We start from the raw sequence: 14,894 nt of genomic DNA, 5'->3' as shown, positions 1-14,894 counted from the left end.
TGGTCCTGCCGGGGTGGGATTCAGGGTCCTGACGTGGTGAGACCTGGCGGGCCGGGCGCGGTGGGACGCCTTGGTCCCGCTGCCGTGGGGTGTCCGGCTCTCGTGGCGTGGGGCACGACGGGGTCGAGACCGGGGGGCGGCCGGGTGGAGGTGGGCGTGGGGTCGGCCAGGTGCAGGGGGAGCAGGCGGACCTGGCCCAGGCCCAGGAGCAGGAGGGGGTTCAGGTAGGTGGGGCCGTGGAGGAGGCCCCAGTGGAGGCAGGGGCCGGGGCAGTGGGTGCCGGGGGCCAGGAGGCCCAGCTCCTGGCCCGCGCGGACCTCGTCGCCCGGGCTCACCGACGGGGTCAGGGGGAGGTAGGTGGTGCGCAGGCCCCCGGGGTGGAGGAGGACGACGATGCCCCGGCCGGCCAGGGGGCCCGCGTAGGCGACCCGGCCGGGGCCCGGGGCCAGGACCCGGGTGCCCGGGGCCGCCGGGAGGTCCACGCCGCGGTGGCCGGGGAGCCAGGGGAGGGGCGGCGGGGCGAAGGGGCGACCCACGCGCGGGGGCCCGTCCAGCGGCCAGCGCCACCGCACCGCGCCCCGCCCGAGGCCGTCCGGCGTGCGGTCTGGGGCGCGGATGGACGCCCCGGGGGCCTCGGGGCGCGGGGCGGCGCCCGGCGAGGGGCGCGGCGGCGCCGCGACGGCGGCCGAGGGGAGCACGAGCGCGAGGGCGGCGGCGGCCAGCGCGGCGAGATGAGGGAGGAAACGCGGCGGCATACGCGGGAGAATGCCCTCCCCGCTCACTTTCCGCAGGCGCCGAATCGCATTCTGTGGATAACCGGGATCCACTGCCGCGACACCCCACCCGCCGCCCACAGCGCCACCGCCCCCCATGCCCCTCCCCGGCCACCACCCCCGGCCACCACCCCCGGCCACCACCCCCGGCCACCACCCCCGGCCGTCACTCCTCCGGGCCGTCACCCCTCCGGCCGCCAGCCCGCCGGGCCGCCACCCTCCGGCCGCCAGCGCGCGGGCGTCGCCCGGCGGGAGCCACCCCCGTGCCACCTCCCGTGATCGGCGGCCCGCCCCGGCGGCCGGCCTCCGGCCCCGGCGCGAGAATGGGGGCATGGACACGATCCAGGGGGACCGGGTGCTGCTGCGGCCCGTCACGCCGGAGGACACCCCGGAACTGCGCCGCATCCTGGCCGAGCCCGAGGTGGCCCGGTGGTGGCACCACCAGGAGGAGTTCGGGGACATGCTCGCGATCGTCCACGAGGGCGACGTCGCGGGCGCGATCCAGTACTTCGAGGAGGAGGACGACGACTACCGCCACGCATCCATCGACGTCTTCCTCGACCCGGCCCGGCGCGGCAAGGCCCTGGGCGTCGACGCCGTGCGCGCCCTCGCCCGCTGGCTCATCACCGAACGCGGCCACCACCGCCTGACCATCGACCCCGCCGCCGCCAACACCGCCGCGATCCGCGCCTACGAGAAGGTCGGCTTCAGACCCGTGGGCGTCATGCGCGCCTACGAACGCGACGTGGACGGCCGGGGCTGGCACGACAACCTCCTGATGGACCTCCTCGCCCACGAGCTCACCTGACCACCCCGCCCGCCCGAGGCGTACGGCACGAGCCCGCCCCTTCCGAGGCGTACGGCACGGACCCGCCCCTCCGAGGCGTACGGCCTGAGCCCGCCCGCCCGAGGCGTACCGCCTGAGCCGCCTCGCCCGGCACGTTCGGCGCGGGCGCGGGCCCTCGCCTTGAGGCGTACGGGCCCGCCCGATCCGGGGCCTGGGCCCCGCCCCGAGGCGTACGGCGGCCCGCGTCCGCGGCCGGGTCTCCGGGGCGTACGCCGTGGTGAAGCCCGGGGCGCGGCTCGGGAGGCGGCTCGGGAGGCGGCTCGGGACGGTTCGTGCCACGGGTCCCGGTCGCGTGTGCACCGGGCGAGTCGCGGGAGAACGGTACACTTGCTTGACGGCCCAGTCATGGGTCGATTTCGCGCGCCCGATCGTCGTCCGGGGAACCGGCGGCGGCAGGCTCCCTCGGTCCGGGGACGAACGTCTCCGGCAGGAGCCGGAAGGGCGTCAGGGCGGTGGCCGTTCGGCCGCCGCGACAACCGAGGCCGGCGCGCCGAGGACGGGTGACCGTCCGACCGCGCGCCCACAACAGGAGGACCACATGGCCCCCGTCGTCACCATGCGACAGCTGCTTGAGAGCGGCGTCCACTTCGGGCACCAGACTCGCCGTTGGAACCCGAAGATGAAGCGCTTCATCTTCACCGAGCGCAACGGCATCTACATCATCGACCTGCAGAAGTCGCTGTCGTTCATCGACCGCGCCTACGACTTCGTCAAGGAGACCGTGGCGCACGGCGGCACCATCCTGTTCGTCGGCACCAAGAAGCAGGCCCAGGAGGCCATCGCCGAGCAGGCCACCCGGGTCGGGATGCCCTACGTCAACCAGCGCTGGCTGGGCGGCATGCTCACCAACTTCTCCACCGTGCACAAGCGGCTCCAGCGCCTCAAGGAGCTGGAGGAGCTCGACTTCGACGACGTGGCCGGCTCCGGCCTCACGAAGAAGGAGCTCCTCATGCGCCGCCGCGAGAAGGACAAGCTCGAGCGCACCCTCGGCGGCATCCGTGACATGGCCCGCGTGCCCTCCGCGCTGTGGGTCGTCGACACGAAGAAGGAGCACATCGCCGTCAACGAGGCCCACAAGCTGGGCATCCCGGTGGTGGCGATCCTCGACACCAACTGCGACCCGGACGAGGTCAACTACCCGATCCCGGGCAACGACGACGCGATCCGCTCCGTCAGCCTGCTCACCCGAGTGATCGCCGACGCGGTCGCCGACGGCCTCATGGCCCGCTCCGGCGCCGCCCGCGGTGACGAGAAGCCCGAGGGCGTGGGCACGGACGAGCCGCTGGCCGAGTGGGAGCGCGAGCTGCTCGAGGGCTCCACCCCGGCCGAGGCCGCCGCGCAGCCCGAGGCCGCCTCCGCCGAGGTCTCCTCCGAGGCCCTGGCCGAGACCGAGGCCCCGGCGCAGACCGAGGCCCCGGCCCAGGACGAGTCCGGCGAGCAGTCCGCCTGACCCGGCCTGACCCGGCCTGATCGACACTGATCCCAGGCTGATCGAAGGCGTGCGGCTCACGCCGCAGCACTCTTCGGCCGTACGGCGGGCGCGGGTCCGACCCCGCGCAAGCCGTACGGCCGACGCCTGAACACGGGAAACACCTCCCGACTCCGGCACGGCCGCCCTCCCGGGACGATCCGGGGCGGTTGAACGCCGGCGACGGGGGCACGCTCCGCGGAAGCCGTACGGCGGACGCCGCGAGCGCCCCCGAGGGAGCCGCTCGAACACGACCTCGCGGGCGCGGGGACGTGCGACGAAGAACACACGGGTGCGGCGCCGAACGCGGGCGCCCCCTCCACGATCGATCGATTCGACGAGGAACGACTATGGCTACTGTCAACATGGCGGACGTCAAGCGGCTCCGTGAGCTGACCGCCGCCGGGATGATGGACTGTAAGAAGGCGCTCACCGAGGCCGAGGGCGACTTCGACAAGGCCGTCGAGATCCTGCGCCTGATGGGCGCCAAGGACGTCGGCAAGCGCGAGGCGCGCACCGCCTCCAACGGCCTGGTCGCCGCCAAGCTCGAGGGCACCTCCCTGGGCGCCCTGCTGGAGCTCAACTGCGAGACCGACTTCGTCGCCAAGGGCGAGCGGTTCCAGGAGCTCGCGGCCAAGGTCGTCGACCACATCGCCGCCACCAAGCCGGCCGACGTGGACGCGCTGCTGTCCTCCGAGCTCGAGGGCAAGTCCGTCAAGGAGCACCTCGACGAGGCGAACGCCGCGCTGGGCGAGAAGATCGAGATCCGCCGGTTCTCGCTGCTGGAGGGCGGCTACATCGCCTCCTACCTGCACAAGTCGGACCCGCAGCTCCCGCCGACCGTGGGCGTGCTCGTGCAGCTCGACAAGGAGAACGCCGAGATCGGCAAGGACCTGGCGCAGCACATCGCCGCGATGGCGCCCAAGTGGCTCAGCCGCGAGGACGTCCCGGCCGACGTGGTCGAGAAGGAGCGCGCGCTCTTCGAGCAGATGACCCGCGACGAGGGCAAGCCCGAGCAGGCCATCGCCAAGATCGTCGAGGGCCGGATCGGCGGCTTCTACAAGGACTTCACCGTCCTGGAGCAGCCGTTCGTCAAGGACAACAAGAAGACGATCGCCAAGGTCGCCCAGGAGGCCGGCGTCACCGTCCAGGCCTTCGCCCGCTACAAGGTGGGTCAGGCTTAGTCTTGGCATGAGGCGCCGGGCGCGGACGAGCGCCCGGCGCGCCAGGACCGAGATCGAGCAGTAGAAGACGAGCTACACCAGGAGGCCGCCGCCGTGCAGGAGAACAACGACCCCGCCACGCCGGCGGCCTCACCCATGCCCGCCGGGCTGCGATGGCGCAGGGTGCTGCTGAAGCTGTCGGGCGAGGCGTTCGCCGGCAACGAGGCCCTCGGGATCGACCCCCACATCGTGGGCGCGCTCGCCGACGCGATCGCCGCGGCCGTGCGCGAGGGTGTGCAGGTCGCCGTGGTCGTCGGCGGCGGCAACATGTACCGCGGCGCCGCGCTGTCCGAGCAGGGCATCGACCGCGGCCGCGCCGACTACATGGGCATGCTGGGCACGGTCATCAACTGCCTCGCGCTCCAGGACTTCCTGGAGAAGCGCGGGATCGACACGCGCGTGCAGACCGCGATCCAGATGACGCAGGTCGCCGAGCCGTACATCCCGCGCCGCGCCATCCGGCACCTGGAGAAGGGCCGGGTCGTGATCTTCGGCGCCGGCCTCGGGTCCCCGTTCTTCTCGACCGACACCTGCGCCGCCCAGCGCGCGCTGGAGGTGGGCGCGGAGGCCCTGCTCAAGGGCACCCAGGTCGACGGGGTCTACGATTCCGACCCGCGCAAGAACCCCGACGCCGTACGCTTCGACCGGCTGGACTACAGCGAGGTCCTGACGCGCGGCCTCAAGGTCATGGACGCCACCGCGATCAGCCTGTGCATGGACAACGGCCTGCCCATCGTGGTCTTCGACCTGCTGGGAGACGGGAACATCGTGCGGGCGGTCAAGGGTGAGAAGATCGGCACGCTTGTCAGTCCGGCTGGGAACTAGGAGTCCGACATGATCGACGAAACCCTCCTCGAAGCCGAGGAGAAGATGGAGAAGGCCGTCGAGGTCGCCAAGGAGGACTTCGCCGGTATCCGCACCGGCCGGGTCACCCCGGCCATGTTCAACAAGATCACGGTCGATTACTACGGCGCCCAGACGCCCGTCCAGCAGCTCGCGTCGTTCCACGTGCCCGAGCCGCGCATGGTCGTCATCCAGCCCTTCGACAAGAGCTCGCTGGGCGCCATCGAGCGCGCCATCCGCGACAGCGACCTGGGCGTCAACCCCGGCAACGACGGCAACATCATCCGCGTGGTGTTCCCGGAGCTGTCGCAGGAGCGCCGCAAGGAACTCGTCAAGGTCGCGCGCGGCAAGGCCGAGGACAGCCGCATCTCGATCCGCAACATCCGCCGCCACGCCAAGGACGCCATCGACAAGGCGATCAAGAACGGCGACATCGGCGAGGACGAGGGCCGTCGCGCCGAGAAGGAGCTCGACGACTTCACCCACAAGCACGTGGCCAAGGTCGACGATCTGCTCAAGCAGAAGGAGACCGAGCTTCTCGCGGTCTGATCGTCCCCCTGACACATGCGGGAAAGTAGTGCGGCTGTGAACGACTCGGCTGCCGGGTCCCCCTCCGGCTCCGGTTCGGAGCCCGGAGGCTCGGGTTCCGGAGACGAAACGGCATCCCGTACGGCTGCGCCGGGCCCCGAGCCCGGCGCGAGCCGTACCGGGCGGAATCTGCCCGCGGCGATCGGCGTCGGCGTGCTGCTGGGCGCGCTGGTGATCCTCTCGCTCTACACGGTCAAGCAGATCTTCGTGGCCGTCGTCGTGCTCTTCCTCGGGCTCGGCGTGTTCGAGCTGGTCAAGGCCGTGGCCGCCCGTGACATCCGGGTCCCGCTGTGGCCCGTGCTGGCCGGGGGCACGGCGATGCTCGTCGGGGCGTACGCCGGTGGACCGGTGTCGCTGGCCGGGGCGTTCGCGCTGACGGTGCTGGCGGTGCTGACCTGGCGGATGTTCGCCGGGGGCATCGACGGCTACGTCCGCGACGCCACGGCCTCGGTGTTCGTGCTGGCCTACGCGCCGCTGCTGGCCGGCTTCGTGATGCTCATGCTGGCCGAGCCGGACGGGGCGCACCGGGTGGTCGTGTTCATCGCGGTCACCGTGTCGAGCGACATCGGCGGGTACGCCGCCGGGGTCCTCTTCGGCAAGCACCGGATGTCGCCGGTGATCAGCCCCAAGAAGACCTGGGAGGGCTTCGCCGGGTCGGCCCTGGCGTGCATGCTGGTCGGGGCCTGGCTCCTGTCGTGGCTGCTGGACGCGGCGATCTGGCAGGGCGCGCTGCTCGGTCTCGTGGCCGTGGTCTGCGCGACGCTCGGCGACCTGATCGAGTCGGTGGTCAAGCGCGACCTCGGCATCAAGGACATGGGCACCCTGCTCCCCGGCCACGGCGGCGTGATGGACCGCCTCGACTCGCTCCTGGCCGTGGTCGTCCCCGCCTGGCTCCTCATGGAGCTCTTCGTCTCCTGACCGGCCCGGCACCGGCGGACGTCTCCTGGCGTTCCCGGCGTCAGCCCGCGGCTCCTTGGCCGGCCCGGCGTCAGCCGACGACCCAGGAGCGGCGCTGGGCGGTGAGGTGGGCCCGCAGCGCCTCGTGGCCGCGCTCGGTGGCGATGCGGCGCTCGGCCTCCGTGATGGGGATGAGCCAGAGCCACGTGACGGGGTCGCCGCCGAAGGAGAAGCCCGACAGGTCGGGCACCTCCGGGCCCGGGAGGCGGCGCACGTCCGCCAGCATGAGGACCCCCTGCCAGGCGTGCCCGAGGGGGAAGGTCGCCGGCTCGTGGTACCACTTGGCGGTGTGGCCGTGACCCAGCCAGGTGACCGAGTGCCAGGGATAACGCGCCAGCCACAGGAACAACCGCGCCGCCTGCTTGCTGTCCCCGCGCGTGGCGATGGCCAGCTCGATCCGGGCGTACGACCCCGGGTCCTCGACGTACTGCTCGACGGTCGGCATGCGCTGGCAGCTCATCCCGACCGTGGAGAGCATGGTGTACGCCCGGTCGCGGGCGGGCGGGTGCTCGGTGATGCCGACGGTGGGCAGCAGGTCCCCGCCGGCGTCCCAGTAGCGGGCTCCCGGGCCCAGGCGGGTGTCCAGGTGACCCATGATGAACTGCTGGAACGTCTCCCACGCGCCCTCGCCGCGCCGCCACCGCCAGTAGGACCCGGCCTTGTCCACCCGGGGGCCCAGCCCCTCCAGCGCCTCGGCGAGGGGCCAGGCGAGGGGGGTCTCGCCCAGCGCGTCCCTGGCGTACCCGGGCATGCCCCGCGCGGGGTCGCCCCACCCGGGGATGACCGCGAGCAGCTCGCCGCGTTCGAGCAGGGCCACGCCGTCGCCCTCCTCGAACCACAGGACGCCCAGCTCCGCCGGGTTCAGCGGCGGGCGGCCCGAGGGGTGGCGGGTGGCGGAGGCGGGCATCGGCGGGACCATCCCGGCGCTGACGCGGCCCAGGTCCACCGCCGCGGGCGCGGGGACGTGGTTCGCCAGCCAGACCGCCCCGCGCACGGCCTCGCTCGCCGGGTCGCGCAGGTACGCTACCGAGGTGACTCCGTCGTACTCCACGACGAGGTCGCGGCTGCCGTAGGGGCTGATGTCCGACACCACGACGTGCGTGCCTTCCGGAGCCGTCCCGCCTGTCCGGAATATCGCCATGGATCTGGACTTTAGATGAGAGGGAGGCCGGTGCCGCCGTATCACGCCGCAACCGGCATCGCCACGCCGCCGAGCGTCACTATCTGAGAAATTGGAAGCCTGTATGTCCTCCTCCGTGCCCGCCGCCGAGTCCGTCGACGAGGCCGCTCCGCCGGCGCCCCGCCGCACCCAGCCCGGGGAGCTGACCTTCGTCGCGCCGCGCCGCGCCAAGCCGAAGCGCCACCTCGCCGACCTCACCGTCGAGCAGCGGCGCGAGGCCGTGGCGGAGCTGGGGGAGAAGCCGTTCCGGGCCGACCAGCTCTCGCGGCACTACTTCGCGCGCCTGAACTCCAGCGCCGAGCAGATGACCGACCTGCCGGCGGCGCTGCGCGACAAGCTCGGCGCGGAACTGCTGCCGCCGCTGCTGACCGAGGTGCGCAGCATCGCCACCGACGCGGGCACCACGCGCAAGACGCTCTGGCGGGCGTTCGACGGCACGCTCATCGAGTCGGTGCTCATGCGCTATCCCGACCGCGCCACGATCTGCGTGTCCTCGCAGGCGGGCTGCGGCATGAACTGCCCCTTCTGCGCCACCGGCCAGGCGGGCCTGACCCGCAACCTGTCCACCGGCGAGATCGTCGAGCAGGTCGTGGCGGGCGCGCGGGCGATGCGCGACGGCGAGCTGCCGGGCGGCCCCGGGCGGCTGAGCAACGTCGTCTTCATGGGCATGGGCGAGCCGCTGGCCAACTACAAGGCCGTGATCGGGGCCGTGCGCCGCCTCGTGGACCCGGCCCCCGCCGGCCTGGGGATGTCCGCCCGCAACGTCACCGTCTCGACGGTCGGCCTGGTGCCCGCGATCGGCAAGCTGGCCGACGAGGGCCTGCCGGTCACGCTCGCGCTGTCGCTGCACGCCCCCGACGACGAGCTGCGCGACACGCTCGTCCCGATCAACAACCGGTGGAAGGTCGCCGAGGTCCTGGACGCCGTGTGGGCCTACACCCGCACGACCGGCCGCCGCGTCTCCATCGAGTACGCCCTGATCCGCGACATCAACGACCAGGAATGGCGGGCCGACCTGCTGGGCCGCCTGATCAAGGGCCGCCTCGCGCACGTCAACCTCATCCCGCTGAACCCGACCCCGGGCTCCAAGTGGACCGCGTCCCGTCCCGAGGACGAGCGCGCCTTCGTCCACCGGCTGGAGTCCCACGGCGTCGCGGTGACGGTCCGCGACACCCGGGGCCGGGAGATCGACGGCGCCTGCGGCCAGCTCGCCGCCGCCGAATGACCTGCTGACCCGGATCCCCCCGGACGCCCGCCCGGCCTGGCCGCCCTCACCCGGCCCCGGCCCGGCGGGCGTCCGTGCGTGTACGGCCGACGCCGCCCGCCGCGCGCCGCCGTACGGCATGGCGGCCGTGCGGTGGCCGTACGGCGTGACGCCGCGGTCGCGGGAGCCGTACGGCGGGGGTCAGCGGAAGGCGCGGCGGTAGGTGGCCGGGGTGGTGTCGAGGGCCGCGTGGAAGCGGCGGCGCAGGTTGACGGCGGAGGACAGGCCGGAGCGGCGGGCGACCGTCTCGACGGGCAGGTCGGTCTCCTCCAGGAGGGCGCGGGCGTGCGCGAGGCGGCGTTCCAGCAGCCAGCGGCCCGGGGAGACGCCGAGCTGCTCGGTGAAGCGCCGGCTGAGCGTCCGCGGGGAGACGCCGGAACGGGCCGCCATGTCCTCGATCGTGAGCGGGCGGTGCAGGTTGTCGGTGATCCACTCCAGGAGCGGGCCGAGGGCGTCGGCGGCCGGTCCCGCGGTGGGCAGGTCGGGGTACTGGCGCTGGCGGCCCTCGCGGTGGGGCGCGGCGGCGATCTGGCGTCCGACGCGCATGGCCAGAGCCGCGCCGTGGTCCTTCCGCACCAGGTGGAGACAGAGGTCGATCATGGTGGACGACGCGCCCGCGGTGATCACGTCCCCGTGGTCCACGTAGAGGACCGACGCGTCGGGGCGGATCCGGGGGAAGCGCCGCGCGACCTCCTCGGTCAGCTCCCAGTGGACGGAGGCGTCGCGGCCGTCCAGGAGGCCGAGCTCGGCGGGGACGAGGACGCCGGAGCAGACCGCGATGATCCGCGCGCCGCGGGCGTGGGCGGCGGCGACGGCGCGCAGGACGTCCGGGGACGCCCGGCCGCTGGAGTGCGCGATGAGGACGGTGCCCGCGTCGTCCAGGGCCTCCAGCCCGTGCGGCACGGTGACGTCCACGCCCATCGTCGTGGGGACGGACGTGGGGCGCTCGGCGCACAGGCGGAAGTCGTAGTGCCGGGGGATGTCCTTCCCGTGGTCGCCGAAGACCGCCGCCGCGCAGGTCACGGGGTACATCTCCTGGGGCGGGCTGATCAGGGCCACCACACGATGCCGCATGGCACGAAAGTACCCGATGGCGACATCCCGGGCTCCTGTGGGCGAGGTGGCGTGTGTCCACAATCGGGGGAATGGCTCCTGTGATCGGTTCCCGGTTGTGGACCCGGGACTTCTCCTTCTACTTCGCCGCGCGGGCGGTCTCGCTGCTGGGCGACGCGATGATGCCGGTGGCGGCCGCGCTGGCCGTCGGCGAGATCTACGGCGTGGCGGCGGTGGGCTACGTGCTCTCGCTGTGGACCGCGCCGTTCGTGATCTTCGTGGTGCTGGGCGGGGTGTTCGCGGACCGGATCGGGGCGCGGGCCATGATGGTGGGCGCGGACGCGGTGCGCTTCGCCGCCCAGGGCGTGCTCGCGGCCGCCTTCCTCACCGGGACCCCGCCGCTGTGGCTCCTGCTCGCGACCTCCCTGCTGTCCGGCACGGCCGCCGCGATGTTCCAGCCGGGCGTCAACGGGATGGTCCCGCTCGTGGCCGCCGACCCGCAGCGCGCCAACGCCACCCTCAAGATCGCCGACGCGGCGACGCAGGTGGGCGGGCCCGTGGTGGCGGGGACGCTGATGGCGCTCACCGGGCCGGGCGCGGTGTACGCCCTGGACGCGGCGACGTTCCTGGTCAGCGGGGTGTGCCTGGCGCTGATCCGGCGGCTGCCGCGGGCCCGGGCGGCGGCGGTGCGGCCCGCGCTGCTGGCGGACGCGCGGCAGGGCTGGCGGGAGTTCCGGAGCCGGAGCTGGATGTGGTCGGTGATCATCATCTGGGTGTTCTTCGGGCTGCTGGTCTTCGGGCCGTCCATCCCGCTCGGCTCGCGGCTGATCGGGGAGCGGCTGGGGGAGGCCGCGTACGGCTGGGCGATGGCCGCCCTCGGCGTGGGCACCGTCGCCGGCGGGCTGGCGGCGATGGTCCTGCGGCCGTCCAGGCCCCTGGCGGCCGGGGGCGTGGCGCTGTTCGGCTTCGCGCTGATCCCCCTGGTCGTGGCGCTGGAGTCGCCGCTGCCGCTGCTCATGGCCGGGCACCTCGCGGGCGGCTGCTCGTGGGCGTTCTGGTCGGTGATGTGGTCCACGAGCGTCCAGACGCAGGTCTCCTACGCCGTACTCAATCGCGTCACCGCGTACGAGATCGCCGGGTCGGTGTCCGGGGTCGCCGCCGGGCAGGCCCTCGTCGGGCCGGTCTCGGCGGTGGTCTCCCCACGTGACCTGCTGTTCGTCTCCGCCGCCGCCACCGTGGCCGTGTCCGCCGCCCTCCTCCTGACGGCTCCGGTCCGCCGCCTGCGCGCCCGCCCCGCCGTACCGGATCCGCTCGCCGGGGGCCCGCCCGTCGCGGCGGGGGTCTGAGGCGCGCCCGCTCCCGCCGTACGGCGTGACGCGGCGGGGACCTCCGGCCGGGCGGGAAGTGGATCATTGGTCACGGCGGGGTGAAGACCCTCGCCTGCCGGGCGCGTGAACATCAGAATGTACGGGTGCACCGATTCCCCCGCGTCACGCTGATTCGGCCCGGTTACGACGTGGACGAGGTGGATCGCTTCATCCACCGGATCCTGGCGACGCTGGGCCGCGCCCCCCTCGAAGGCCCGGCGGTGACCGCCCAGGACGTACGCGACGTGCGCTTCAAGGTGCGCATGGGCGGATACAACGAGATGGCGGTGGACTTCGCGCTGGAGGCCTTCATCGTCGCGCTGGAGGCCCGCGCCGCCGATCCGGCGGTTCCCGGGGCGCGCCCGCCCGCCGCCCGCCAGGCGATCGAGGCGGCCCCGGCCCCGGGTCCCCGCCACCCGGACGCGCCGCCGTACCCCCGGCCGCCGCGCGCCCTCACCCGGGGCTCGGCCGGGCCGACCGACGCCCCGCCGTACCCGCCCTACCCCCGGGTCCGGCCCGGGGACGAGGCCGCGCTCGCCGCCCGCGACCCCTGGCCCATGCCTCCGGCCGAGAGCGACGACCCCACCGGGGCGGGGGCCTGGCGGCACCGCCACCCGGAATCCTGGGAGGGGGACGAGGACACGTGGCGGCCCCGCCGCGCGGCCGGCCCCGAGGACACCGGCGCCACCCCGGCGAGCCCCGCCTCCGCCGTACGGCCCGCGCCCGCGGCCCCCGCGGAGGACGAGGCGGAGATGACCGACGTCATCCCGGCCGCGACGGAGATGCCCGGCCGCGGCGCGGACCGCCGTACCGGCGCGAGGACCCCGGACCCGGCCGGCGCGGGTTCCTTCTGGTCCTCGCGGGCGGAGGAGGCCGAGGACCGGGAGGCGGCGGGATCGCGGCCGGAGCCCCGGAAGGAGCCGCGACCGGCCCGGGCCGAGGCGGAGCCGGCGACCGGGCGCAAGAGCACGGGCACCGGCTGGGCCGACGCGGTCCGCGAGGCGGCCGAACGGCAGGCGGCCCGGCCCAGGATGGGCGACCTCCCTCCGGCGGACGCCGGGGACGAGCCGGGGGAGCGCCGGGCGCGAGCCGTACCCGAGCCGAGACCGGCCCCGCCCGCGACGGCCCCGGACGCGCGGGACGAGGACGACGCGGCGGAGCCGGCGGAGAAGCCGGGGGCCGGGGCCGGATGGCCCGTGCCGCCGGCGGACGCCGGGGACGAGGTGCGGGTGGGGCGGGGGCCCCGGTGGCCCGTGCCCCCGGAGGAGGACGCGGACGAGACCCCGCGGCGGGGGACGCCGGGGTGGGCGGCCGCGACGCCCCGCACGGACGAGCTGGTGGCGCGGCCCGCGGCGGCTGTGGAGACGGGGGCCCGGATGCGGCCGGACCCGCTGCTGCGCGGCGCGAACGCGGGCGGGGCGGCCCGCGAGCAGGTGGAACGGCGGGTCGCGCGGGTCGAGGGCGTGAAGTTCTCGTTGCGGCGGCTCGGTATGGGGTACGACGAGCGCGAGGTGGACGAGTTCCTCGACCGCGTCGCCGACACCCTGCGGGGCACGGCGGAGCGGCCGCTGACGGCGGAGGACGTCCGCGGCGTCAAGTTCAGCACGACCGTGATCCGCGTGGGTTACGCCGTGCCCGACGTGGACGCCTTCATGACCGAGGTAGCCGAGATGCTGGAGGACCACCCTGAACCCCGCTGACTGCCTCTTCTGCCGTATCGCGGCGGGTGAGGAGGACGCCTTCGTCGTCCACGCCGACGACACCACCGTGGCCTTCCTCGACACCCGCCCGGTCTTCAAGGGCCACACCCTGCTCATCCCCCGCGCCCACGTGGAGACCCTCCCCGACCTGCCCCCCGACCTCCTGGCCCCGCTCTTCACCCAGGCCCGCGCCCTGGCCGCCGCGATGGAGCGCGCCCTGTCCGCCGGCGGCTCCTTCGTCGCCATGAACAACCGGGTGAGCCAGAGCGTCCCCCACCTCCACGTCCACGTGGTCCCCCGCACCAAGGGCGACGGCCTCCGCGGCTTCTTCTGGCCCCGAGTGAAATACGAGAACCCCGAAGAAGCCGCCTCCTACGCCAGCAAACTCCGCCAAGCCCTCCCCTGAGCCCAAGCACCCCCTGACCTGGGTAAAGTCTGGGCATGACAGACCCCCAGACCCGAATCCTGGACCTGGTCGTCCTCCTCGCCGAGAAGGAGGGGGCGGGCGGCCGCCTCTCGCCCGCTGAGCGCGTGGTGGCCGACATCGGCTGGATCGACGCGATGGTCGCCCCGAACGGCTTCGACGGCTGGCTGGCCTACACCTCGTGCGAACAGATGACCCGCACGCTCCACGCGCTGGGACTGACCGGCGACGACCGGCTTCTCGCCCTGGTCCGCGAGGCGCTGGACGTCGCGGGGATCGACCCGGCCGCGATGTCCGACGAGGAGCGTGACGACCGCCTGGGCGACCTGCCCGACGACGCCCATGAGCTGCTGAGCCCGCTGGACGACCGTTACTACGGCGTGGTCGGGGACACCATGGCGCGCTGCCTGGCTTTCGCCGAGGCCAACGGCATCCCCGTCCCGTCCGGGGAGGAGTAGGCCGGGACCTGGAATGCGCGGGGTCAGTGGAGGGAGAGGAGGTGGGCGTAGGCGATGGTGTTGTTCTCGTAGTGGCCGGTGGCGCGGTCGAAGGCGCCGCCGCAGGTTATGAGGCGGAGGGCGGGGTGGGGGACCGCGCCGTAGACGCGGTCGGTGGGGAAGGCGTCCTTGGGGACGGACTCGATGGCGTCGATCTCGTAGGTGGCGACCTTGCCGTCGGCGCGGACGACGCGGGCGCGGTCGCCGCGCTTGAGGGCGCCGAGGCGGTAGAAGACGGCGGGGCCGCGGGCCGAGTCCACGTGGCCGGCGATGACGGTGGGACCGGGGAGGCCCGGGGCCGAGCCGCGGTTGTACCAGCCGGTCTGCTCGGCCTTGGACAGCGGCGGGACCTCCAGGGTGCCGTCGGGGTTGAGGCCGAGGCTCAGCACCTTGGCGCGGATGCCGATGCCGGGGATCTCCAGGCGCACCGGGGGCGACGGCGGGACCGGGGGTGACGCGACGGCCGGCGCGGCCGGGCCGGGCCGGGCGGTGACGGGGGCCACTGCCGGGGCGGCCGCGGGCGCGGGGGCGGGCGGGACGCCCTCGCCGCGCGGCCACAGCACCGCGGCGAGCGCCACCGCGCCGAGCACGGCGGCCACGGCTGGGACGACGGGGGAACGGCGCCGCCGGGGCTGGGACATGGCGACCGCCTGTCGTGAGCTGAGGGGAACGTCCTGACCCGCCGATCATAGCCAGCGAACCGGTCAAAC

15 protein-coding genes are annotated in these 14,894 nt (G+C 74.1%); 11 read left to right on the top strand and 4 right to left on the bottom strand.

Annotation, left to right across the window (positions count from 1 at the left end; all coding sequences use genetic code 11):
* Positions 1-20 precede the first annotated feature (20 nt).
* Entirely contained in the window at positions 21-755 is a 735-nt protein-coding gene (locus D5H75_RS37125) for a murein hydrolase activator EnvC family protein (protein ID WP_119931287.1), read from the bottom strand.
* 349 nt (positions 756-1,104) lie between these two features.
* Here D5H75_RS37125 and D5H75_RS37120 point away from each other — a divergent pair, with 349 nt between their 5' ends.
* The 6 genes from D5H75_RS37120 (at position 1,105) to D5H75_RS37095 (ending at position 6,660) form a co-directional block, all read left to right on the top strand.
* Positions 1,105-1,581, top strand: a complete 477-nt coding sequence (locus tag D5H75_RS37120) for a GNAT family N-acetyltransferase (RefSeq protein WP_119931286.1) — start codon at positions 1,105-1,107, stop codon at positions 1,579-1,581.
* A gap of 577 nt (positions 1,582-2,158) precedes the next feature.
* Positions 2,159-3,070 carry a 30S ribosomal protein S2 gene (rpsB, locus tag D5H75_RS37115; protein ID WP_119931285.1) on the top strand — a complete coding sequence of 304 codons (912 nt, stop codon included), beginning with the start codon at positions 2,159-2,161 and terminating at the stop codon, positions 3,068-3,070.
* Positions 3,071-3,438: 368 nt separating this feature from the next.
* A complete protein-coding gene (gene tsf, locus D5H75_RS37110; RefSeq protein ID WP_119931284.1) occupies positions 3,439-4,272 on the top strand; it encodes a translation elongation factor Ts in 834 nt (277 codons plus the stop codon).
* A gap of 135 nt (positions 4,273-4,407) precedes the next feature.
* On the top strand, positions 4,408-5,136 hold the full coding sequence (gene pyrH / locus D5H75_RS37105; protein WP_119931319.1) for a UMP kinase: 729 nt from the start codon (positions 4,408-4,410) through the stop codon (positions 5,134-5,136).
* Between the two features lie 9 nt (positions 5,137-5,145).
* The gene (gene frr / locus D5H75_RS37100; RefSeq protein ID WP_119931283.1) at positions 5,146-5,703 is read left to right on the top strand and encodes a ribosome recycling factor; all 558 of its coding nucleotides are present in this window, start codon (positions 5,146-5,148) and stop codon (positions 5,701-5,703) included.
* Positions 5,704-5,739: 36 nt separating this feature from the next.
* Positions 5,740-6,660, top strand: coding sequence for a phosphatidate cytidylyltransferase (locus D5H75_RS37095; protein WP_242454739.1), 921 nt, complete (start codon positions 5,740-5,742; stop codon positions 6,658-6,660).
* A 70-nt stretch (positions 6,661-6,730) separates the two neighbouring features.
* On the opposite strand, the gene D5H75_RS37090 is transcribed toward D5H75_RS37095, so the two are convergent.
* Positions 6,731-7,840: a suppressor of fused domain protein gene (locus D5H75_RS37090; RefSeq protein WP_119931281.1), complete on the bottom strand. Its 1,110-nt coding sequence runs from the start codon at positions 7,838-7,840 to the stop codon at positions 6,731-6,733.
* Positions 7,841-7,943: 103 nt separating this feature from the next.
* On the opposite strand from D5H75_RS37090, the gene rlmN reads away from it, so the two are divergent.
* Complete coding sequence (rlmN, locus tag D5H75_RS37085; RefSeq protein WP_119931280.1) at positions 7,944-9,104, top strand: dual-specificity RNA methyltransferase RlmN; 1,161 nt, start codon at positions 7,944-7,946, stop codon at positions 9,102-9,104.
* Between the two features lie 180 nt (positions 9,105-9,284).
* On the opposite strand, the gene D5H75_RS37080 is transcribed toward rlmN, so the two are convergent.
* Positions 9,285-10,217, bottom strand: a complete 933-nt coding sequence (locus tag D5H75_RS37080; protein WP_119931279.1) for a GlxA family transcriptional regulator — start codon at positions 10,215-10,217, stop codon at positions 9,285-9,287.
* Between the two features lie 71 nt (positions 10,218-10,288).
* Here D5H75_RS37080 and D5H75_RS37075 point away from each other — a divergent pair, with 71 nt between their 5' ends.
* The 4 genes from D5H75_RS37075 (at position 10,289) to D5H75_RS37060 (ending at position 14,145) form a co-directional block, all read left to right on the top strand.
* Positions 10,289-11,542, top strand: a complete 1,254-nt coding sequence (locus D5H75_RS37075) for an MFS transporter (RefSeq protein ID WP_119931278.1) — start codon at positions 10,289-10,291, stop codon at positions 11,540-11,542.
* A gap of 125 nt (positions 11,543-11,667) precedes the next feature.
* Complete coding sequence (locus D5H75_RS37070) at positions 11,668-13,263, top strand: DivIVA domain-containing protein (protein ID WP_147425406.1); 1,596 nt, start codon at positions 11,668-11,670, stop codon at positions 13,261-13,263.
* Positions 13,250-13,669 carry an HIT family protein gene (locus D5H75_RS37065; RefSeq protein ID WP_119931276.1) on the top strand — a complete coding sequence of 140 codons (420 nt, stop codon included), beginning with the start codon at positions 13,250-13,252 and terminating at the stop codon, positions 13,667-13,669. The genes D5H75_RS37070 and D5H75_RS37065 overlap by 14 nt, the downstream gene beginning before the upstream one ends.
* Before the next feature lie 35 nt (positions 13,670-13,704).
* Entirely contained in the window at positions 13,705-14,145 is a 441-nt protein-coding gene (locus D5H75_RS37060; RefSeq protein ID WP_119931275.1) for a DMP19 family protein, read from the top strand.
* 23 nt (positions 14,146-14,168) lie between these two features.
* Here D5H75_RS37060 and D5H75_RS37055 read toward each other — a convergent pair whose 3' ends face one another.
* Complete coding sequence (locus tag D5H75_RS37055) at positions 14,169-14,825, bottom strand: class F sortase (protein ID WP_119931274.1); 657 nt, start codon at positions 14,823-14,825, stop codon at positions 14,169-14,171.
* Positions 14,826-14,894: the final 69 nt, after the last annotated feature.

Origin of the sequence: Bailinhaonella thermotolerans (assembly GCF_003594875.1) — a bacterium.
In the GTDB taxonomy this organism is placed as follows: Bacteria; Actinomycetota; Actinomycetes; order Streptosporangiales; family Streptosporangiaceae; genus Bailinhaonella; species Bailinhaonella thermotolerans.
Note: the sequence above shows the minus strand (reverse complement) of the source record. Positions and strands in the feature narration are given on the sequence as shown.